Annotated in this window: 23 protein-coding genes; 11 read left to right on the top strand and 12 right to left on the bottom strand. The window is 53.9% G+C overall.

Features of this window, described 5'->3' with window-relative positions:
* Positions 1-96: 96 nt before the first annotated feature.
* Entirely contained in the window at positions 97-2,829 is a 2,733-nt protein-coding gene (locus U738_RS08750; protein ID WP_035579356.1) for an HAD-IC family P-type ATPase, read from the top strand.
* 70 nt (positions 2,830-2,899) lie between these two features.
* Here the strand turns inward: U738_RS08750 and U738_RS08745 are convergent, their stop codons facing one another.
* The 3 genes from U738_RS08745 to U738_RS23325 form a co-directional block, all read right to left on the bottom strand.
* The gene (locus U738_RS08745; protein WP_035579355.1) at positions 2,900-3,961 is read right to left on the bottom strand and encodes a potassium channel family protein; all 1,062 of its coding nucleotides are present in this window, start codon (positions 3,959-3,961) and stop codon (positions 2,900-2,902) included.
* A 162-nt stretch (positions 3,962-4,123) separates the two neighbouring features.
* A complete protein-coding gene (locus tag U738_RS23440; protein ID WP_157693171.1) occupies positions 4,124-4,267 on the bottom strand; it encodes a hypothetical protein in 144 nt (47 codons plus the stop codon).
* 373 nt (positions 4,268-4,640) lie between these two features.
* Entirely contained in the window at positions 4,641-4,811 is a 171-nt protein-coding gene (locus U738_RS23325; RefSeq protein WP_157693172.1) for a hypothetical protein, read from the bottom strand.
* A 134-nt stretch (positions 4,812-4,945) separates the two neighbouring features.
* On the opposite strand from U738_RS23325, the gene U738_RS08735 reads away from it, so the two are divergent.
* Entirely contained in the window at positions 4,946-5,128 is a 183-nt protein-coding gene (locus U738_RS08735; protein WP_035579351.1) for a hypothetical protein, read from the top strand.
* Positions 5,129-5,276: 148 nt separating this feature from the next.
* Positions 5,277-5,447, top strand: a complete 171-nt coding sequence (locus U738_RS23435; RefSeq protein WP_172821674.1) for a hypothetical protein — start codon at positions 5,277-5,279, stop codon at positions 5,445-5,447.
* A 100-nt stretch (positions 5,448-5,547) separates the two neighbouring features.
* Here U738_RS23435 and U738_RS08730 read toward each other — a convergent pair whose 3' ends face one another.
* A complete protein-coding gene (locus tag U738_RS08730) occupies positions 5,548-6,306 on the bottom strand; it encodes a dienelactone hydrolase family protein (protein WP_035579350.1) in 759 nt (252 codons plus the stop codon).
* 175 nt (positions 6,307-6,481) lie between these two features.
* On the opposite strand from U738_RS08730, the gene U738_RS08725 reads away from it, so the two are divergent.
* From U738_RS08725 to U738_RS08705, 5 genes are all read left to right on the top strand, one after another.
* Positions 6,482-7,162: a Bax inhibitor-1/YccA family protein gene (locus U738_RS08725; protein ID WP_035579348.1), complete on the top strand. Its 681-nt coding sequence runs from the start codon at positions 6,482-6,484 to the stop codon at positions 7,160-7,162.
* Positions 7,163-7,245: 83 nt separating this feature from the next.
* A complete protein-coding gene (tusD, locus tag U738_RS08720) occupies positions 7,246-7,635 on the top strand; it encodes a sulfurtransferase complex subunit TusD (RefSeq protein WP_035579346.1) in 390 nt (129 codons plus the stop codon).
* Positions 7,636-7,645: 10 nt separating this feature from the next.
* Positions 7,646-8,011: a DsrE family protein gene (locus U738_RS08715; protein ID WP_035579344.1), complete on the top strand. Its 366-nt coding sequence runs from the start codon at positions 7,646-7,648 to the stop codon at positions 8,009-8,011.
* A 12-nt stretch (positions 8,012-8,023) separates the two neighbouring features.
* Entirely contained in the window at positions 8,024-8,314 is a 291-nt protein-coding gene (tusB, locus tag U738_RS08710) for a sulfurtransferase complex subunit TusB (RefSeq protein ID WP_035579342.1), read from the top strand.
* Between the two features lie 2 nt (positions 8,315-8,316).
* Complete coding sequence (locus tag U738_RS08705) at positions 8,317-8,667, top strand: TusE/DsrC/DsvC family sulfur relay protein (RefSeq protein WP_035579340.1); 351 nt, start codon at positions 8,317-8,319, stop codon at positions 8,665-8,667.
* A 6-nt stretch (positions 8,668-8,673) separates the two neighbouring features.
* Here the strand turns inward: U738_RS08705 and U738_RS08700 are convergent, their stop codons facing one another.
* Together U738_RS08700 and U738_RS08695 are read right to left on the bottom strand one after the other, a co-directional pair.
* Positions 8,674-9,309: a helix-turn-helix domain-containing protein gene (locus tag U738_RS08700; protein WP_035579338.1), complete on the bottom strand. Its 636-nt coding sequence runs from the start codon at positions 9,307-9,309 to the stop codon at positions 8,674-8,676.
* Positions 9,310-9,424: 115 nt separating this feature from the next.
* Positions 9,425-10,366, bottom strand: a complete 942-nt coding sequence (locus U738_RS08695; protein ID WP_035579335.1) for a histone deacetylase family protein — start codon at positions 10,364-10,366, stop codon at positions 9,425-9,427.
* 104 nt (positions 10,367-10,470) lie between these two features.
* Here U738_RS08695 and U738_RS08690 point away from each other — a divergent pair, with 104 nt between their 5' ends.
* The gene (locus U738_RS08690; RefSeq protein WP_035579333.1) at positions 10,471-13,218 is read left to right on the top strand and encodes a bifunctional acetate--CoA ligase family protein/GNAT family N-acetyltransferase; all 2,748 of its coding nucleotides are present in this window, start codon (positions 10,471-10,473) and stop codon (positions 13,216-13,218) included.
* 82 nt (positions 13,219-13,300) lie between these two features.
* Here U738_RS08690 and pdxH read toward each other — a convergent pair whose 3' ends face one another.
* Positions 13,301-13,945 carry a pyridoxamine 5'-phosphate oxidase gene (gene pdxH / locus U738_RS08685; RefSeq protein WP_035579332.1) on the bottom strand — a complete coding sequence of 215 codons (645 nt, stop codon included), beginning with the start codon at positions 13,943-13,945 and terminating at the stop codon, positions 13,301-13,303.
* A gap of 235 nt (positions 13,946-14,180) precedes the next feature.
* On the opposite strand from pdxH, the gene U738_RS08680 reads away from it, so the two are divergent.
* Positions 14,181-14,867, top strand: a complete 687-nt coding sequence (locus U738_RS08680; RefSeq protein WP_035579329.1) for a cytochrome b/b6 domain-containing protein — start codon at positions 14,181-14,183, stop codon at positions 14,865-14,867.
* Between the two features lie 11 nt (positions 14,868-14,878).
* On the opposite strand, the gene U738_RS08675 is transcribed toward U738_RS08680, so the two are convergent.
* From U738_RS08675 to U738_RS08665, 3 genes are read right to left on the bottom strand one after another with little or no spacing between them, the layout of a single operon-like run.
* Positions 14,879-15,283: a DUF2069 domain-containing protein gene (locus U738_RS08675; protein WP_035579327.1), complete on the bottom strand. Its 405-nt coding sequence runs from the start codon at positions 15,281-15,283 to the stop codon at positions 14,879-14,881.
* Positions 15,280-15,903 carry an NAD(P)H:quinone oxidoreductase gene (gene wrbA, locus U738_RS08670; RefSeq protein WP_035579325.1) on the bottom strand — a complete coding sequence of 208 codons (624 nt, stop codon included), beginning with the start codon at positions 15,901-15,903 and terminating at the stop codon, positions 15,280-15,282. The genes U738_RS08675 and wrbA overlap by 4 nt, the downstream gene beginning before the upstream one ends.
* Positions 15,904-15,961: 58 nt before the next feature.
* On the bottom strand, positions 15,962-16,432 hold the full coding sequence (locus tag U738_RS08665; protein ID WP_035579323.1) for a gamma-glutamylcyclotransferase family protein: 471 nt from the start codon (positions 16,430-16,432) through the stop codon (positions 15,962-15,964).
* 169 nt (positions 16,433-16,601) lie between these two features.
* On the opposite strand from U738_RS08665, the gene smrA reads away from it, so the two are divergent.
* Positions 16,602-17,192: a DNA endonuclease SmrA gene (gene smrA / locus U738_RS08660; RefSeq protein ID WP_035579320.1), complete on the top strand. Its 591-nt coding sequence runs from the start codon at positions 16,602-16,604 to the stop codon at positions 17,190-17,192.
* 83 nt (positions 17,193-17,275) lie between these two features.
* On the opposite strand, the gene U738_RS08655 is transcribed toward smrA, so the two are convergent.
* Positions 17,276-17,824 (bottom strand): DUF934 domain-containing protein, encoded by a 549-nt coding sequence (locus U738_RS08655; protein ID WP_035579318.1) that lies wholly within the window; start codon positions 17,822-17,824, stop codon positions 17,276-17,278.
* Positions 17,817-19,469, bottom strand: coding sequence for a nitrite/sulfite reductase (locus tag U738_RS08650; RefSeq protein ID WP_035579316.1), 1,653 nt, complete (start codon positions 19,467-19,469; stop codon positions 17,817-17,819). Before U738_RS08650 ends, U738_RS08655 begins: the two co-directional genes overlap by 8 nt.
* Positions 19,470-19,614: the final 145 nt, after the last annotated feature.

Raw genomic sequence — 19,614 nt, 5'->3', positions numbered from 1 at the left:
GGTAAATAATGGCTAATGAAATGTGCCGTGGCGGTAGTGCTCAACCTGTAGCGGCGATGCCTGATTCCCTCTGTTTTTGCTGCTTTAGGAGACGGTATGGAGACACCCACTGCCGAAAACGGAACGTTATTAGATAACCGACCAGCGGAGGTTCATGCTCGGCATGCTGATGATGTCCTGGCCGACTTGGCGACTTCGCCTTCAGGACTAGCGGTCGATGAAGCTTCAAGGCGCTTGGAGAAGTACGGACGTAATCAGTTACCAGCAGTGGCTGGTCGACACCCGCTGCTTCGCTTTCTTTCTCATTTTCATAACGCGTTGATCTATTTCCTGTTAGCGGCCGCTGGCGCTGCATTGCTGCTGGGGCATTTTGTCGATGCAGCGGTCATTGTGGCAGTGGTATTGATCAACGCTGTGGTCGGCTTTGTGCAGGAAGGCAAGGCGGAAAAAGCGCTCAGTGCCATCCGTAACCTTATCGCACCGCACGCTCATTTAGTCAGAGAAGGAAAGCACGTCGAAGTACCCGTCGATGAAATCGTTCTGGGCGACATCGTATCCTTGGAGGCAGGAGATCGAGTGCCTGCAGATCTGCGTCTTATTCGTGCCAGTGCATTGCGAATCGAGGAAGCTATCCTGACCGGCGAGTCGGTGGCTGCAGAGAAGCGGGTGACACCAGCGCCAAAGGAGGCCGCACTTGGCGATTGTCACTCCATGGCTTACTCGGGCACGTTGGTGGCCACTGGGCAGGCGACAGGGGTTGTGGTGGCCACCGGGATCGATACTGAGATCGGACGAATCAGTACGCTGCTGCGCGATGTTCGACCACTCACTACGCCACTACTACAGCAGATCAACCGCTTCGGGACGCAGTTCACCTGGATTACCTTGGTCGTGGCGGTCGTATTGTTTGCCTTTGCGGTGCTAGTGCGCGGGCATATCTGGTCGGAGGCGCTGATTGCCGTGGTGGCCTTAGCCGTCGCGGCGATCCCAGAGGGGCTGCCTGCCGTTATTACCATCACGCTCGCTATCGGCGTGCAGCGTATGGCACGGCGCAACGCCGCTATTCGGCAGCTTCCTGCGGTGGAGACGCTGGGAGCTACGTCGGTTATCTGCTCCGACAAGACCGGCACGCTAACGCGCAACGAGATGACCGTACGTCGGTTGGAAGCCTGCAGCGGCCGAATGATGGTGTCCGGGTCTGGCTATGTACCGGAAGGGCGACTGACAGCGGAGACAGCGGCGAACGTGGAGGATACACGGCCAACGGATATCGACTGCCTGATACTGGCCGGGCTGCTGTGTAACGATGCCCAGTTAAACCATACCGATGGAGAGTGGCATGTGATTGGCGACCCCATGGAAGGGGCGCTGGTGGCGTTGGCCATAAAGGCTGGCCTGGAACCCGAGTCTACTCGGCATGAGTGGCCCCGCCTTGACGAGATTCCTTTCGATGCCAAACATCGCTTTATGGCCACGCTCAACTGCCATGCATCTGAGGGGGCGCGTATTTTCGTCAAGGGTGCCCCAGACGAGTTGCTGCAACTATGCTCCCTTCAGGCGGGTGGCGAGGGAAGTAGGTCCCTGGAACGGGATGCCTGGACGGCACGCATCGCAGAGGCGGCTGCTCAGGGGGAACGGGTGCTCGGCTTAGCGACTAAGCGGGTGTCGTCCGGTACCCACAAGCTAACGTTTGCTGACCTCGATGACGAGTTGATTTTTGTTGGCTTAATAGGCTTTATCGATCCGCCACGAGAGGAGGCAATGGCCGCTATTAAAGAGTGCCACTCCGCCGGCATTATGGTGAAAATGATTACCGGCGATCACGCCGCGACAGCCGCGGCTATTGCTCGTCAGTTAGGGCTCGATGACGACCCGCACGTACTGACGGGGCGAGAGCTCGACGATATTACCGATAGCGAGCTGACTGGCATTGTTGCCGCGACCAGTGTTTTTGCCCGAACCAACCCCGAACACAAACTGCGCATTGTTCGAGCGCTGCAATCGACTGGCGCTATTGTCGCCATGACCGGTGACGGGGTTAATGATGCGCCGTCATTAAAACAGGCGAATGTCGGCGTCGGCATGGGACACAAGGGCACCGATGCGGCAAAAGAGGCATCGCAGATGGTTCTGCTCGATGATAATTTCGCTTCTATTGTGGCCGCTGTAAATGAAGGCCGAGTGGTCTACGACAATATTCGCAAGGTGACAGCGTGGACGTTACCAACTAATGGGGGGCAGGTGCTGGCTGTCGTTGCCGCGATTCTGTTTAATTTCGCTATGCCGATGTCAGCGGTCCAGATCCTGTGGATTAACCTTATCACGGCGGTCACACTAGGCTTGTCTTTAGCATTCGAAGGGGCCGAACCGAATGTTATGCAGCGTCGGCCGCGGCCAGCGGGGCAGGGCTTACTGACCACTTTTCTGGTCTGGCGCATCGTGTTTGTATCTTGCCTGTTTCTAATTGCAGCACTGGGTATTTTCTTCTACTCACTGGGCCGTGGGGACGAGCTAGCCATGAGCCGCACCTTGGTGGTTAACACTATCGTGGTACTGCAAGTGTTCTATCTGTTCAATGTGCGCTATCTACACATGACCTCCTTTAACTGGCGTGGCGTGCTGGGAACCCCTGCTGTGCTGACAGCGGTCACTGTGGTCTTCATTGCTCAGCTTGCCTTCACGTATCTGCCGGTCATGCATGGCCTGTTCGATACTCGGCCGCTAGGTATTGCGGACGGGGTGTTAATCATCAGTATCGGTATCGCCATGATGATAGTGCTGGAAGTTGAGAAGACACTGATGCAAAGGGCCGGTTGGCTGGGGCAGTGAGCATGCAAGGGCATGCCCATCAAAAGGGCAAACCCGCTTAGCAAAGGGGAAGAAGGTGAACGTCACGTTGTTAACTTTCTGCGGAGAGTAACTCACTCAATTGCAGCTGTGAAAGCCGCGTATTGGCCATGTAGTAAACAATGTCGCCGTCCTGCAATGGGCGGTCAGTAGTGGGGTTAAGCATATTACCGTCGCTGTCGTCACTGCTGTTAGCGAGTCCTAGCACGGTAGCGTTGCAGACTTTTTTCGCTTGCATAAACAGGTCACCAAAGGTGGCACCGGCAGGCGGTTGGTTTAGCCTGGTTTGGTACTGGGTAGCGCCACGATCAACCGCAAGCAGTTCATTAACGACTCGTGAAATTCCCGCATCAGACGCTGAGCGTACCAACATTTCAAGCGCTAGTGCTTGGGTGCATTCGATGCCGGGCAAGGTGCGTCGCAACATGGCTGCGGTGTCGGGATTAGCGCAGTGGGCGACGATATGGGCGTTTTTTGCTTTAAGGCTGTAGGCGCTCAGCGCGACAGTGGCAACACGGTCATCGCTGGTATCGTAAATAATGATGCGGCTGGCGCTCTCAACTCCTGCCCGCTTTAATAGGTCGGCATTGGAGAAACTCTCCCCTTTAATAAATTTCAAATCGGCCGGGCGAGGATTGCTCATCTCTTTGATAACGCAGAGCACTATTTCATCAGGCAGGCTCTTATCGGCTTGGAGAATGTCCAAAATGCGCTCTGTGGTTTCACCGTGCCAGCCAATAACAAGCGTATGGCCGGATAGATGGCTAAAATCGCCTTTTCCTTGCATTTGTAGTCTCCAAAAATTAGAGAGAGTGACAGTGGCTTTACCGATTAAGGCAGCAAACAGCGAAATGCCGCCAGGGATAAGATAGAGCGTGGCGATCCACTTGCCAGCCACGGTGGTCGGGCTAAAATCGCCGAAACCCACGGTACTGGAGACGACCACATAAAAATAAACCCAATCGGTAGCGGAATCAGCCATTGCTTCGCCGACCAGTGCAAACAGCACCCAGGTGGTGCCCATGTGGGCGAGCACAATCAGGAGAAGAAAGGTCCACGAAATTTGTAGCGTGGAGGCTTTTAGAACGCGGAGCAGTCGCTGAATAACGGGCATAACGGTCTCTTACAGTAATGGTGTGGCAGTCTAATTTGCTCGGCGTTGATTAGCTTTTGAAGCACTAGCACTTAAAGCACAGCAAGGCGCGCCTGCTATCGTGCTCTGAATAAACAAAAGGGCCGCTATATGCGACCCTTTCATATTTGTTAACGGGACTTGTCAAACAAATCGTTTGGCGAGCCAGGAAAATGCGCTATCGGTTAGCGATTTTTTACCGTGGTGCTCGCGGTGCTGACTCCACACCATACCGCCAGACACAACCGCTAGGCTCATCAACATACCGGCAAGAATAAGTTCATTCATAGCCTTTCATCCTCATCTGAGGTTTTATCGCGCTCTACATAACCATAGCCGAACGACCCTACAAAAATCAATATTATACCTAGCCCCACGCCGAGCCAAACGTTATCGGTATTTAGGCTGGGGTTTGTGACTACCCAGCCGGCAGTGAAGCAGGTAGCAACCACAATAACTCCCACGTTCCGAGTCGCCTCTAAGAACTGTTGTCGAGTCGCTCGGGCGCCAATTCTACGCCGATGGGCTGAAGCCCTGCGTTCTTGTAAACTTTTCTGGAGCCTCGCTCGCAGGGCCTCCTGTGGGTCCTTACCGCCATGAGGTTCTTTCATGCCACCAGCCTGCCATTAATCCAGAAAATCAACGTGAAAACAATGCGGTATTAAAAACCTGCCTTATTCACTTGGGTGCCGCGTATGCAGTCACCATAGACCATGGTGTCGCCAGCCTCTTCTGCTAGTTGGCGGCAGTCTGCGGTTCTTGAAGAGGTAGGGCCTGAACTACAGCCTGCAAGTATCAAGGTAAGTAGGCAGAGGGCGGTGAGGGCTTTCATTGGCAACTCCTTGTCAGCAAATAATCCTTTCGGCATTTAACCTCATAGGTATCGCATGTGTCGATGATATGTTTCGGAACATCGCGCTAAACGTGAATGTCATAGCTAGGGCTTTGTTTTTCTAGGATAGGCATATGGATCGTGTATTTGCATGGGATCACCACCACCGTCAGATCGTTTACCGCATCCCCGGCCATCAGCATGAAGATGGCCGGGAAGATAGCGATCTCTCTCCCGTATGGTTGCCCGCGGAGGAGTCAGACTTACCCGATGGGGTGACGGTTGAGGATCTGCGCAAAGTATCCGTTAAGGATTAGCCGTTAGTGGTCTGATCTGTTGAGCCGCTGCTATACGTGCTGTTCAGGGCTTTTAAACAGGTATGTTCAGGCTCATAAAATAGATTGTGTTTGGCTAGCGATCAGCTAAAATTCGATTGCTAGCCCCTCTATCTCTGGATATACCGCCATGTTGAAAGGTTTGATTGTCTGTTTTGCGGTGCTATTTGCGCAATTGGCGGTACTGCATGTGATTGATGCTCGTCTTTACAACTCCCCTCAAGATGCGCGACAAACGGCGGCGACCACCGTTACCCCGCATAAAGATGAAAAAGACGATGAAGAAGAAGTGCAAAGTTAAACGTTAGCTATCTTCACTCAGGTTTTCCCAACGGGTGTGGTACTAGACTGCTCTGCATTTAAGTTCTTAGCGGCGCCCAGCGCCGCTGACGTTGTTGGCTTTAAAGCATTTCATCCAACCAGACGTTGAAGGCCTCCCAAGAGCGTTGATCGGCGCGCTCGTGATAGGCATCACTACCAAATACGCTAAAGGCATGGGGCGCTCCAGAATAGATGCCTACTTCATAAGTAACGCCTGCGGTTTCCAGCTCCTCCGCCAGAGTAGCAACATCCTCTAAGCTTACCGCGCTATCAGCGCCGCCGTGGGCGATAAAGATAGGCGCCGTTTCACTTGAGTAGGCCTGGCCTTCGGGCGTTGTTAGTCCACCGTGAAAGCTTGTATAAGCGGCTATGTTGTCGGCTTCGCCGGAGCGGGCGATCTCTAATGCCACCGCTCCTCCAAAGCAGTAGCCCATGATCACCGTTTGTTCGGCAGCGCCTTGCTCTCGTGCTTGGGCTAAGCCGCCCAGCGTGAGGGCGCGCATCCGCTCTCTATCTTGGTAGAGCCGATTGGTAGCGGCGCGCTTATCATCGACTGCCTGGGGGCGATTGCCTTCACCATAAAGATCCACAGCGAACACGTCGTAGCCTTCATCGGCCAGCATATCGGCACGCTGGCGCTCATAATCATCCAACCCATCCCAGTCATGAACGATCAGTACACTGCCTTTAGCGTTGTCACCCGCGGAAACGAAGTAGCCCTGAAAATTCTCTTCATTCAGGCTGTAGGCAATATCCTCTCCAGCGGGTGAGAAAGCCATGGCAGGCAGAGCCAGGGTTAAAAGTGTTAAGGTGCTGACAGGCAGTAGAATTTTTTTCATCTTTCTGGTGTCCAAAGAAGTGTTCAACAAGCATAGACAATGATTGTTGAACTGTTTCAACGTTGAATAACCATTTAAGAGAAAGTCTTTGTGTATTAGACAAAGGCTTGCGTCTGGAACTCGGTAACGGCATTCTTGTCAGTTGTTGGAAATACCATTTAGGGAGCATGAATACATGGCTTACAACGATCTACGTACGGCACGTCCTCAGTCGAGCGGCGTTGCCAACAGTGTCAGCACTAACAAGGTGTTGCGTAACACCTACGCGCTATTGGCAATGACACTGCTGTTCTCAGCTGTCACCGCGGGTGCTGCTGTGGCCCTCGGTATCCAGCAAATGAACATCTTCGTGTTCTTCATTGGTGCTTACGGCTTAATGTTCCTGGTTCACAAAACCGCGAACTCAGCGGCTGGTTTGTTGGCGACGTTTGCCTTCACCGGTTTTATGGGCTTCACCCTTGGGCCGATTCTTTCTGCCTACCTGACCCTGCCTAACGGCGGTGCGTTGATCATGAATGCGCTGGCCATGACAGGCCTGACGTTTGTTGGCCTTTCCGCGGTCGCGTTGACTACTAAGAAAGACTTTAGCTTTTTGAGCAACTTCCTGATGGCAGGTGCCATCGTGTTGATTCTCGCTATGGTGGCTGGAATCTTCTTTAACATTCCGGCGCTTTCGTTGATGGTGTCCGCCGGCTTTGTGCTGTTTGCTTCTGCCGCCATCCTGTATCAAACCAGTGAGATTATTCACCGTGCTGGCGAAACTAACTACATTCTCGCCACGGTGACGCTCTACGTATCCATCTACAACCTGTTCGTTAGTCTGTTGTCTATTCTGGGTATTATGAGCAACGACTGATCTAAACAAGCGGTAGACGATATGACAGGCCCTATTGCAGGGCCTGTCTTTTTTTAGGGTAACTGTTACCAGGTATTATGATCATGCAGTACGGCTTATTGGTGATGGGCGCGCCATATAGCAGCCCGGCACCTCACTCTGCATTGCGTTTTGCCCATGCCTTACTATCGCGCGGGCATCAGATTACGGGTGTGTTTTTCTATCATGATGGCGTCCATAATGCCTCATCGCTGATGGCTCCACCCCAGGATGAGCTTAACCTGCGAGAGGCCTGGGTTGAACTGAATCAGCAACAGGCGGTTCCATTAGACGTCTGTATTGCCGCAGCGCTGCGGCGCGGACTGATGAGTGAGTCGGAAGCGCAACGGCATGGCAAGCAGGCTTTTAATGTAGCGCCTCCCTTTGAGTTGACCGGACTTGGTCAATTACTTGAGCTTCAGCAACGCGCTGATCGCTTAATTACCTTTGCTTAAAGGAGGGCCAATGGTGACACCTGAAGCGCTACTAGTAATAATCCGCCATGCACCTCACAGTTCAAACTTGTTACGGGAAGGGTTAGATGCTGCATTGGTCGCAGCGGCCTTTGGCCAGCCCGTGCATTTGCTATTTATGGGCCAGGGGATAATGGCGCTGCTGAAAGAGCAGGGCAGTGGTGCGCCCGGCCAAAAAGCTACGCTGCCCACCATCGATATGCTGGAAATGTACGATATCGACCAGCTTTTGGTTCCTGAAGGGGCGCTGCAAAGTATGCAAATATCCGCCGATTCGCTGATAGAAAACGCCACCTTGATAGCGGATCAGCAAATACCTGGGTTATTTCAGCAACACGCCACGATACTTAACTTCTAGGGTGAGTGCATTATGATCCTACACATCCTTACCAAAGCGCCTGATAGTAGTGCAGCTACGCAAATGCAGCAGGCGGTAGGAGATCAAGATGCCGTGCTGTTAATCGAGGCCGCGGTAACAGCTGCGCTCGATGTGTCCTGGGATGCTTGGCAGCAGTACCCGTCGCGTATATTCCTACTCTCAGAAGATCTTATCTCCCGCGGACTGGCCAATATTGCTGAAGATAACGAGCTGCCTACCCTAGAGATGGAAGGCTTTGTTGCACTTACTGAACAGTATGAAAAGACGGTCACCTGGTACTAACTATGTCAGAAGCAAAAATATACCGTTATCTTGATTCACCAAAAAAATATCCGCTAGATCCTGAAGGTTACTTAATTTATCAGTCCGAGTGGGATGAATCCGTCGCGAATTTAATGGCTGCCGAAGAGGGCTTAACGCTTACCGCTGAGCACTGGGAAGTGATTGACGTTGTGCGAGCATTTTATCAGCGTTACGAAATGGCACCGGCGATGCGACCACTGGTAAAAGCGACCAAGAATGCCTTGGGTGAAGAGAAAGGGCGCTCGATTTATTTGATGCAGCTATTCCCTGGCAGCCCGGCAAAGCGCATTGCTCGCCTGGCCGGTTTACCGAAGCCTACTAACTGCTTATAGCTGAGCCTAGGCCGTGTCGCCGCGGGTACAGACCGACAGAACAACGGCATCGTCTATGCTGGTGGATACCAGGGCGTGCCCCATGTCACTATCGAAATAGATGCTGTCGCCCTCGGCCAGCACTAGCGGGGCGTAGAATTCGGTATAGAGCATGATATCGCCATGCAGCACCATCAAAAACTCTTCACCATCGTGGCGTACCCACTGGTGATACTCGTCAAAGCTACGCGCCCGGACAATGGTTTTGAAGGGAATCATACGCTTTTGGGCTAGCTGATGACCCAGTAATTCGTGCTCGTAAGTGGGGGTGGGGTGCAGTTGCCCTTTGCCTTTACGTGTTAGGTCGCGCCGTCCCATGGTGTAACGCTCCCGCTTAGGCGGCGTGAGCAGCTGAGGAAGGTCGATATTTAAGCCGGTAGTGAGCTTCTGCACCACGCTAAACGTTGGCGAGACCTGGTCATTCTCAATTTTCGATAGCGTTGAGCGGGCAAGCCCTGTCCGCTGGCTAACGTCTTCCAGCGTCCACTGATTCGCGAGGCGAATTTGCTTGAGCCGCTCGCCTAAACGCAGCGGCTCAACAAAGGGTTTGCTTCCCGATGCGATACGCAGCGCGGCATGATGCTCTTCAGTTGTAGCGGTCATAGGTCGTCACATTGGCTGCGTTGTCAAACGATGCGTGTCTATAGGCGCGCGTGATATGCCAACATGATATCACAGCCAAGAAGTGGCTAAGAACGGTTGCCCGAGGCGAGTAAGCTCATGGTACCTCAGCAAAAGGAAGGCCCAAAAGTGCTTTTAGATGCGCCTCAACGCCACTCGCCAGCGACTTCGGGTTATAGCCCCCTTCAAGCACCGATACAATGCGGTTATCGGCATACAGCGTGGCGATCTCCATAGCCAGATGGGTTATCCAGTAGAAGTCCTCATCCTCTAAACAGATATCCCCCATGGGGTCATCCCGATGGGCATCGAAACCGGCGGATAGCATCACCAAGTCAGGTTTAAAGGCGTGCAGGGCAGGTAGCCAGTGGTTCTCAATAATGCGCCGAAACTCTGGGCCATCGGTACCCACTTCCAACGGTGTGTTGACAACGTTTTGCCACTCGCTGCGCAGATAACGCCACGGGTAAAACGGATACTGGAAGCTGGTGCAGATGAGTATCTCAGGGTCGTTTTTAAAGATATCGATGGTGCCATTGCACTGGTGCACGTCAAAATCCAGAATCGCGATACGCTTGGCGCCGTATTTGGCTCGCGCATGGGCCGCGCCCACGGCGATATTATTGTAAAAGCAGAATCCCATCGCATCGCTAGCTTCTGCGTGGTGGCCTGGTGGTCTAACCGCACAAAAGACGTTATCTGCCTGACGCTTAAATACCTGATCCACACCACGAATAACCGCCCCGGCAGCAACCCGCGCGGCTTGCAAGCTGTCAGGGTTCATCATGGTATCGCTATCTAGCGTAACAATGCCTTCGGTGGGCAAACACTTATCCAGCGAGCGCAGATGGCGCAAGGGGTGTACTCTGGCAAGAGCCTCTTCGTCGGCTTCCTTGGCATCCGCCTGCATGGTTTGTTGTAATAATCCGGCAAGCGACAGGCGAGCGCGAATAGCCTCCAGACGCTGAGGGCTTTCAGGATGCTCCGGCCCCATGTGATGCAATGAGCAGTCTGGGTGGGTAAGGTAGGCGGTAATCATTCCAACGCTCCATTATTATTGATGCCACCTTAATCGCCTTCAGGCCTTGGGCGACAGTGTCAATAAGTCGTACAGCTGCGATTCATGTTCAGGGGAGACGCATTTTGAGCACGCGCTTTTTACACCATTTTTTCGAACCTCGCACACTAGCGGTGTTTGGCGCCTCTGAAAAGCCTGCGTCGTTAGGCGGTTTAGTGCTGAGAAACATCCAAGAGGGCGGTTTTAAGGGGCCGCTTTGGGCGGTCAACCTTAAAGGCTACTCCCAGGTCTTTGGCGTGCCGTGCTTTAGTCGTGTAAGCGATCTACCCGAAGTGCCCGACTTAGCCGTGGTCTGCTCGCCTATTGAAGGCGTTCCCAGCCTGATTAAAAAGCTTGGGCAGTACGGTGTCAAAGCGGCTCTGGTTCTCTCAGGCGGTGCTTATCTGGACCGCGATAAAGGCAATAAGGGCTCTATCCGCGAGCGAATGCTCAGTGCGGCACGGGTTTCGGGTATTCGTGTGCTGGGCCCAGAGTGCATGGGGCTGATTGTACCGGGCAAAAAGCTGAATGCCTCTTATGCCAGTCAGCCAGTAAAAGCGGGCCGCGTGGCCTACTTGGGCCAATCCGGTATGCTCGCCAATGCGATGATCGATTGGGCCGCTGGGCGTGATGTTGGGTTTTCCCATTTGATTACCGTTGGCGATAGTGTGGACGTGCTGCTCCCGGATCTGATCGATTACGTTAATCAGTTCTCTCCCGCTCAAGCCATTATGCTGCACTTGGAGCGAATCAGCGACGCTCAGCACTTTATGACCGCGGTGCGGGATGCGTCACGTAACCGCTTGGTGTTGGCGATAAAAAGTGGCCGCACCCCAGAGTCAGATATATCCGGTATGGCGCCCACCCCAGGGATTGCCAATCGTGATGTAGTGTTTGATGCCGCCTTTGCCCGAGCAGGGGTGGTGAGGGTCGACGACTCCGATGAACTGCTTGATGCATTGGAAACCCTGTCGCGCATGAAACCCCTCAAGGGCGATCGTCTGGCCATTGTGTCTAACGGCTTAGGGCCCGCGATGCTGGCCATTGATAAGCTGATTAGTGCGGGCGGCAAATTGGCTGAATTTAGCGACGAAACCCAGGCAGCGCTGCACCGCAGCGAGGTCGATATGAGCAAGCCAGGGGAGAACCCGGTGGACGTGGGGGGCAACGCTTCGCCGGAGCGATTTGTCCAAGCCCTGGAGATTGTCGCTGCTGACGCCAATGTCGATGCGGTACTGGTGGTACACGCGCCCACCCGAATGGCGCCATCGCTAGTGACTGCCCAGGCGCTGATCGATAACCGCAAGAAGTTTCGCCGCAACCTGCTGACCAGTTGGATGGGCTTAAAAGAGGCGCTTAATGCCCGCCATATATGCAATTTAGCCGGAATTCCGACCTATATTTCACCCGAAAAAGCCGTTAAGGCCTTTATGCATATGGTGATCTATCAGCGCGTTCAAGCGCTGCTACAGGAGATCCCACCCAGCCTGCCGTTTTCCACTAGCCCGGAAATACGCGCCCAGTGCCGTACGCTGATTAAACAGGCAAAAGAGCAGGGCAGACAAACCTTAACTCACTCTGAAACCGCCCAAGTGCTTGAGGCCTATGGTATTCCCACGGCACCCAGCGTCTATTTGGCCAATGCCGATGAAGCGCTCGCCCGCGCTGCGGAGATTCCTGGCACCAAGGCGCTTAAAGTAGTGCATGAAGGCAACTGCCGCCCATATCGCTACCGTAAGCACCCGCATAAAATTTCGGCGGGTCTGCTGCAGGATTTAGACACGCCTGAACAGGTGGCGGAAGGCGTTCGCCAACTAGGCGAAAAAGTCGCTGAGAAATTCCCCGAATACGCGATCCGCGAGTACTGTTTGCAGCCCATGCAGCGTGGCAAGCACTCGATGCAGATTTGCGCGGGCATAACCCGTGACCCAGTCTTCGGCCCGCTTATCGTGTTTGGCATTGGCGGTTATAAAGTTAACGTACTGGCTGACCGCCAGGTCGCGCTACCGCCGCTCAATATGAGTCTGGCCGCCGATGTGGTGGGCAGAACCCACGCCGCCTCATTAATTCGCGAACATTCCGCCGACCCTGAGCGTGACATTCAGCACCTTTGCCAAATGCTGGTCAAACTATCGCAAATGGCGTCTGATCTAAGCGATCTGCGCGGGCTAGAAGTCAATCCTCTGCTGCTGAATCGTGACGGTATGGTCGCCGTCGATTTCGCCCTGGATCTTGGTTCGCCATCGCGCTTTGCGATCATGCCGTACCCTGAAGAGCTGCGTGAGTGGGTGACGCTGAAAAACGGCTGGCAGGTCGAGGTCAGGCCTATTCGTGCCGAAGATGCCCACCTAATCACCACCTTCCATCGCCAGCTCTCGGAAGAGAGTATTCGTTTCCGCTATTTCCACAATAAGTCCAACCTGACCCAGCGTGACTTATCGATCCTCTCGCATATCAATTACGACCGTCAGATGGCGTTTATTGCCGAGTATTTAGGCGACGATGGCAGCAAAGAGATGCTTGGCGTGGTCCGGGTGTGGAACGACCCAGATAATATTCGTACCGAATTCTCGGTCATTATCCGCGATGATCTGCAGGGCCTGGGTATTGGCAGCCTGCTGATGAAGAAGATGATTGATTACTGCACTAATATTGGCACCCTGGAGATGATCGGCAAAATTATGGTCGATAATCATCCTATGCGCGCGCTAATGAAACACTTAGGCTTTAAATGCCGCTATAACATGGAAGAGCAGGTAATTGATGCCGTGTTGCGCCTCAACGAGCCCGAAAGTGAGTGGCAGCGACACCGCCTTGAAAGTATGCCGGATTAGGCCTTTTAACAACGTAAAACCGCTACAAGGCCTGCGTACAACACGCAGGCCTTAATTGAATTGGTAAGCTTCGTTTTAGACGTTACGGCGCCATGCGGAAACGGCTCCATTCACCGCCGTCGCGACGTTCAAAGCGTAGGCGGTCGTGTAGGCGGCTAGGCTGGCCCTGCCAAAACTCAATCATTTCCGGACTGACACGATAGCCACCCCAGTGAATCGGGCGGGGAATGTCCTGTCCATCGTAGGCTTGTTCAAAGCGCTTTTGGCGCTCTTCGATCCAGTTGCGGTCAGGGATCACCACACTTTGAGTCGCAATCCAAGCGCCCAACTGGCTGCCTCGGGGGCGACTGGCAAAGTACTCATCAGACTCGTCGGCGGAGACCTGCTCAACGGGGCCTTCAATACGCACCTGTCGGGAGAGCGAGGGCCACCAGAAGGTCATGGCCGCGTAAGGCACATTGCTCAGCTCGCTGCCCTTGTGACTGTGGTAGTTAGTAAAAAAAACCATGCCGCGTTCATCGAATCCCTTGAGCAGCACCACTCGGGCGTGGGGGCGGCCTTGGCTGTCAACGCTGGCTAGCGTCATGGCGTTGCCATCTTTACCTTCTTTTTCCAGCGCAAGGGTGAACCACTCATCAAATAACACGAATGGATCGTCGGGTGTCTGGGACTCTTCTAGCCTGCCGCCTTCATAATCACGCCTAATGTCGGCTATGTTACGTGTCATCGAATGCTTCTCCCTGTAGTTTCATCCATGTTCGCTGGTCTGCCTTTAAAGCTCAAGTGACCGACATCAATGGATGTTAAACGCGTTGACGCACTGCTTTTATTTACCCAATGTTCTGGCTAACGATGGCGGCTAACTGTCTCACATTCTATGAGACAGGCTCAATTAATGCGAAGCTATCTCATCATTCCGGGCTCACCCACTGTAAGCTCATCACTGCTAATGAGGATAGGTTATGCGCGAGAAGGTAGCGATTGAGGTATGGGATATTTGGGTTCGCCTATTTCACTGGGGGTTAGTGGCGGCGGTGTTGGTCTCCTTTTATACCACCAAGACCAGCGGTGCGCCCTTTCTATTTCCGGTTGAAGTGCACGCCCAAGCGGGCTACCTGGTAATAGGTTTACTCGTCTTTCGTGGGCTGTGGGGCCTACTGGGTAGCGTGTATGCGAGATTTAAAACGTTTTTATATCCACCCGTTGAAACGGTTGCTTATTCCCAATTGCTGCTAAAGCGTCGGCCCGGCGCTTATGCCAGCCATAACCCGCTAGGCGGGTGGATGGTACTGCTGATGCTGCTTTCGCTTAGTTTTCAATCAGTTAGCGGCCTGTTTTTAAGTGACGATATCTTTTTTCAGGCGCCGCTCTATGGCGTATTTGGCGATGGAGCAGGTGGCCAGCTTAGAACCCTGCATCAACTCAATAGTGATCTACTCATCATTCTAATCGGGCTGCATCTAGCTGGCTTGATCGTACATCGGCTGCTGGGTGAACCGCTAGTAACAGCAATGCTGGTAGGTACCAAGCGCTTTCGCCAGCAGCCAGTCGATGCGCGTAACGAACCGTGTAATGTTGCCACGCTGCGTTTACGTGCCATCGGCAGTTTATTTATTGCTGCTGGCGTCGTCCTATGGCTGTGGTTTTAAAGCACTTATTTTTATTGCCCCGTTTTCTGTTGACGCAACTGTCGACTGCGAAAGCGCGCATAGCCCATGCAGCCAGCAAACAGCACCAGCGCGACAACCGCCTCTAGAATTCCGCGCAGACCTTGCCCAGGCAGGGTTATTAACATCACGCCTTGGGTGAAGTAGAGCAGGCTAACAAAAGCGAGCCATGCGTGCCCGCGTGCGCGTTTACCAATGATGGAGGGTAAAAACAGCACCAGGGGAAGCACGAACGCGACCACAGGGCGCCAATTAAATTCGTCGCCTTGGAGTACAAGGCCACGGTAAACAACCAGTAGCAGCAGTATGGCAAAGCTGGCTAATACCACCTGTCGGCTTCGAAGGGTCAGTTTATCAAGCCCATGGCGTGCTTCTACATCTTCCAGCCACTGCCTCATAATGCCTCCTGACGCATAGCGTGCAGTGCCAAGGCAAGACGCGCCAATCGTTTACCCTGGGCAACACATAGTGCGCGCTCGTGCTCGTCGACCGAGCGGTCACTCCGCGTCCCTGCCAAATGGCTCGCACCATAGGGGGTGCCGCCGGTGCGTGTCTCTAGCAAGGTGGTTTCGCTATAAGGCACTCCTGCATAGACCATACCGTGATGCAGTAGCGGCACCAGCATGGTGAGCAGGGTGCTCTCCTGCCCACCGTGCAGGCTTGAAGTAGAAGTAAAAGCGCTGGCTGGCTTGTCGATTAAAGCGCCGTTCATCCACAGGCTGCTGGTAGAATCGATAAAATACTTAAGCGGTGCGGCCATGTTGCCAAACCTAGTAGGGCTGCCCAGTGCTAACGCGCTGCAGTTGCGCAGGTCGTCCAGGTCAACGTAGACCGCGCCTTCAGCAGGAATTTCTGGGTCAACGGCTTCGCAGGTTGTTGATACCGGCGCTACCGTGCGCAAACGCGCCTGAATGCCGGGCACACTTTCCACGCCGGCCGCGATCTGCTGCGCCATGGTGGCGGTCGCGCCTGAACGCGAGTAGTAGAGAACCAAAACGTAAGGGGTCATCTCACTCATCACTATTCCTGAATGGGTTCATAAAAGCTGGCTGGGCAATAGGGCACCGCGCAACTGCCTATGGTACCAGAGCTATCGGCAAGTCCGTGTACGGTAGCCAGGCTTTTTGTCGCGCTGGCAGGCGTTGGTAGACCCAGGCGCGAGTGCCATCGTCGAGGGTTATCGCCACCCGCTCGTAGCGAACTCCAAGTCGCTCGTAGCGGTCAAGGCGCGCCAGCTGTTTGGCGTCCACACGTAACAATAGGCCCTCCACGTTACTCCCCGGCTGCGGTGAAAGATCGAGACCGTTGCGCTGGTACCCCTCAAGCACGGCTTCCTCAGGGTCGCCGAAGCTACCCATAACGACCAAGCGCACAGGTGCATAGCGTAGCGTGCCGTAAACAAACACCTGATGGGTGCGCTGTTCGATAGCGGGGAGGTCGTCAGGGCGGTCATAAAACCAAGGGCTGAGCATGGTTAACCAGAGCCACCCGGCTAGGGCGAAGAACCCCACAGCGCTTAACATTAACAGGCGTTTTAGCCACACCATACGTTGCCTCACTATCTTTAACTCACTATGAACGATACAAAAATGGCTGGTTAGCTTGGCGCGCCCAACAGACAATGACAAGTTCTAGGTTATCGACTTATTGAATCTTCTTAAGCAAAGTGCCTGGATTTGCTAGGATAGCGAGTAGACCTTAACGGAGGAGCCTGCAATGAATCAGCCACTTCGTGAACATACGGATTTTCGTGCTCTTGTTGGCGATGTTAAGCCACTGCCACCGAGCAACCGTGCAGACCCAGGCGCTAACCGTACGAGCCCTTCTGAATCACAGTTGGCCCGGCGAGAATGGGCAGAAGAAGAGATGGGCGCGCGCAACTTTCTATCCGACGATTTTGTCGATCTGCTGCCCCCCTTTGATCCCATGGAGTATCGCCGTGAGGGCATTCAGCAGGGCGTTGTCGATAAATTAAGGCACGGTGGCTATAGCGTTCAATCGCAGTTGCATCTATTAAGGCGGCCATTAAGTGAGTGTCGCCGAATGCTGTTTCCGTTTATTCAAGAAGCCTACGCCCACGATTTACGCTCCGTTATGATCGTGCATGGCCGTGGCCGCGAGATTGATAGTCCAGCGAACGTGCTGCGTTCGTACCTAGCCAAGTGGCTCAGCCAGTTCGAGGAAGTGCAGGCGTACGTATCCGCACAGCCTTCGGAAGGGGGGCTGGGGGCTACCTGGGTGATGCTACGCAAAAGCGACCGCGCTAAGACCAATAACCGCGAGCGCCAGCAAAAGCGCCGGGGATGACGGTTTTACAATAACGCTGTTCACAAATAAAAAAGGGCAGCTGACGCTGCCCTTTAACATTACTTGATGGATGGAATGTGCGTTTAATCCCTAGTGGCTAAGCGGCGTTCAAACAGCGCCTGACGCTCTTCCACATCAGGCTGGTAGCGAACGCTGATAAAGCTGAGCGCACGCAGGGCATCATCTGGATGCTGGTCATCACGCAGCGCCATCGCACTGAATCCACAGCGGCGCATGTAATCCAACTGATCAACCAAGACGTCGCCTACAGCGCGCACTTCACCACGGTAGTCGTAACGCTCGCGAAGCAGGCGAGCGATGGAGTAGCCACGGCCATCAGTGAAGGCGGGGAAATCAATGGCGACCGCCGCAGAACTACCCAGCTGCTTGGCTAATTCTGCCGTCAGCTCGGTATCGCTGGTAAGTAGCGGTGCCAGCTCATCATCATCTTGATTCGCTTGCCATAGTGGCAAAGGCACAAACGCTGGGCGTTGCTCGGGTAGCGTGTCTTCATCATAGGAGACACACCAAGCGTTCTCCGCCGCCACCTCGCCGTTGGCAATCAGGTGATCGACATGAACCGGTGTTTGCTCAACCGCTTCAGTTTGCGTCTCAGCTGTTTTATTAGGCATAGACACGCTCCTTAAAGGGTTTTAGGCCAATACGGCGGTAAGTATCCAAGAAGCGTTCGTCCTCATGGCGCTGTGACACATAGACTTCCAATACTTTTTCCACTACGTCCGGCACGTCTGAGCGGAAAAAGGACGGGCCTAAAATCTTACCCAGCGAGGCATCGTCGGTGGAGTTACCGCCAATCGATATTTGGTAGAACTCTTCACCTTTTTTATCCACGCCCAGGATGCCGATATGGCCAACGTGGTGGTGGCCACAGGCGTTCATGCAGCCGGAGATATTCAGATCCAGCGGGCCAAGATCATACAGGAAGTCTAGATCTTCAAAGCGCTCCTGCAGTGCTTGGGCGATGGGAATCGATACCGCATTGGCCAGGCTGCAGTAGTCGCCGCCAGGGCAGCAGATAATATCGTTGAGCGTGCCCACGGTGGGGTTCGCCATACCCAGCGCTTCAAGCTCTTGCCAAAGTGCTTCCAGCTCGTCGACCGGAACGTCAGAAAGCACCAGGTTCTGCTCGTGAGTGACGCGCACTTCACCAAAGCTGTAGCGATCGGCTAAATCAGCCACGGCTTCCATCTGATCGGCGGTGACATCACCAGGCGCGTGCTCGCGGCGCTTCAGCGATAGCGTCACGGCTTTATACCCAGGCACCTTATGATCGGTTACGTTGTTAGTGACAAATCGTGCAAAGCTGCGATTTTCTGCACGCAGGCGGTCAAATTCTTCGTTTGCGTTTACTGCAACCGGGCGACGATCAGGCTCGGGGAAGTGAACTTTAGCCGCATCAACCGCTGCTTGGTTAAGCGTCTGCGGGCCGTCTTTCAGGTGCGCCCACTCTTCATCAACCCGACGACGAAACTCTTCAATACCCAGCGCTTTGACCAGAATTTTAATCCGCGCCTTGAACTTGTTATCCCGGCGACCAAACTGGTTGTAAACCCGTACGCAGGCTTCCAGGTAGGTCAACAAATGCTGCCAGGGCAGATCTTCACGAACCACGTCCGCAATCATCGGGGTACGGCCCAGGCCGCCACCGGCCAACACTTTTATACGCAGCTCGCCGTCGGCGTTGTACCAAAAACGCAGCCCAATATCGTGAACCTGGATCGCGGCACGGTCTTGGGCCGCACCGCTGACCGCGATTTTGAACTTGCGGGGCAGATAGGCGAATTCCGGGTGCAAGGTTGACCACTGGCGGATTAACTCACACCAAGGACGTGGATCTTCCACTTCATCGTTGGCGATGCCGGCAAACTGGTCGCTGGTGGTGTTACGAATGCAGTTACCACTGGTTTGAATGGCGTGCATCTGCACCTTGGCGAGATCGGCCAGAATATCCGGCACGTCTTCAAGGGCAGGCCAGTTCAACTGTAAATTTTGCCGCGTAGTAAAGTGGCCATAGCCGCGGTCGTAACGGCGAGTGATCTCAGCCAAGGCACGCAACTGGCTGCCTGCCAGCATGCCGTAAGGAATCGCAATGCGCAGCATGGGCGCATGGCGTTGAATATAGAGGCCGTTTTGCAACCGTAACGGACGGAACTCTTCTTCTCCCAAACGCCCGGCGCGGTAGCGTTCCATTTGGTCACGGAACTGAGCGACACGCTCATCAACCAGGGTTTGGTCGTGAATATCATAACGGTACATGGGGCACGATCCTGCTAAAAGCGAAATGGTCACGTTGAGACGGACGTTAATATAGTGTCACCTTAACGCGGGCGTCATATTCTACAAAAGAATATATAATTATCTTTTTATCTCTAAAAGCTATTTAGAACACATATCATGGGCC

Origin of the sequence: Halomonas sp. TG39a (assembly GCF_000744395.1) — a bacterium.
Classification (GTDB): domain Bacteria; phylum Pseudomonadota; class Gammaproteobacteria; order Pseudomonadales; family Halomonadaceae; genus Vreelandella; species Vreelandella ventosae_B.
This window is presented reverse-complemented; position numbering and strand designations above follow the sequence as displayed.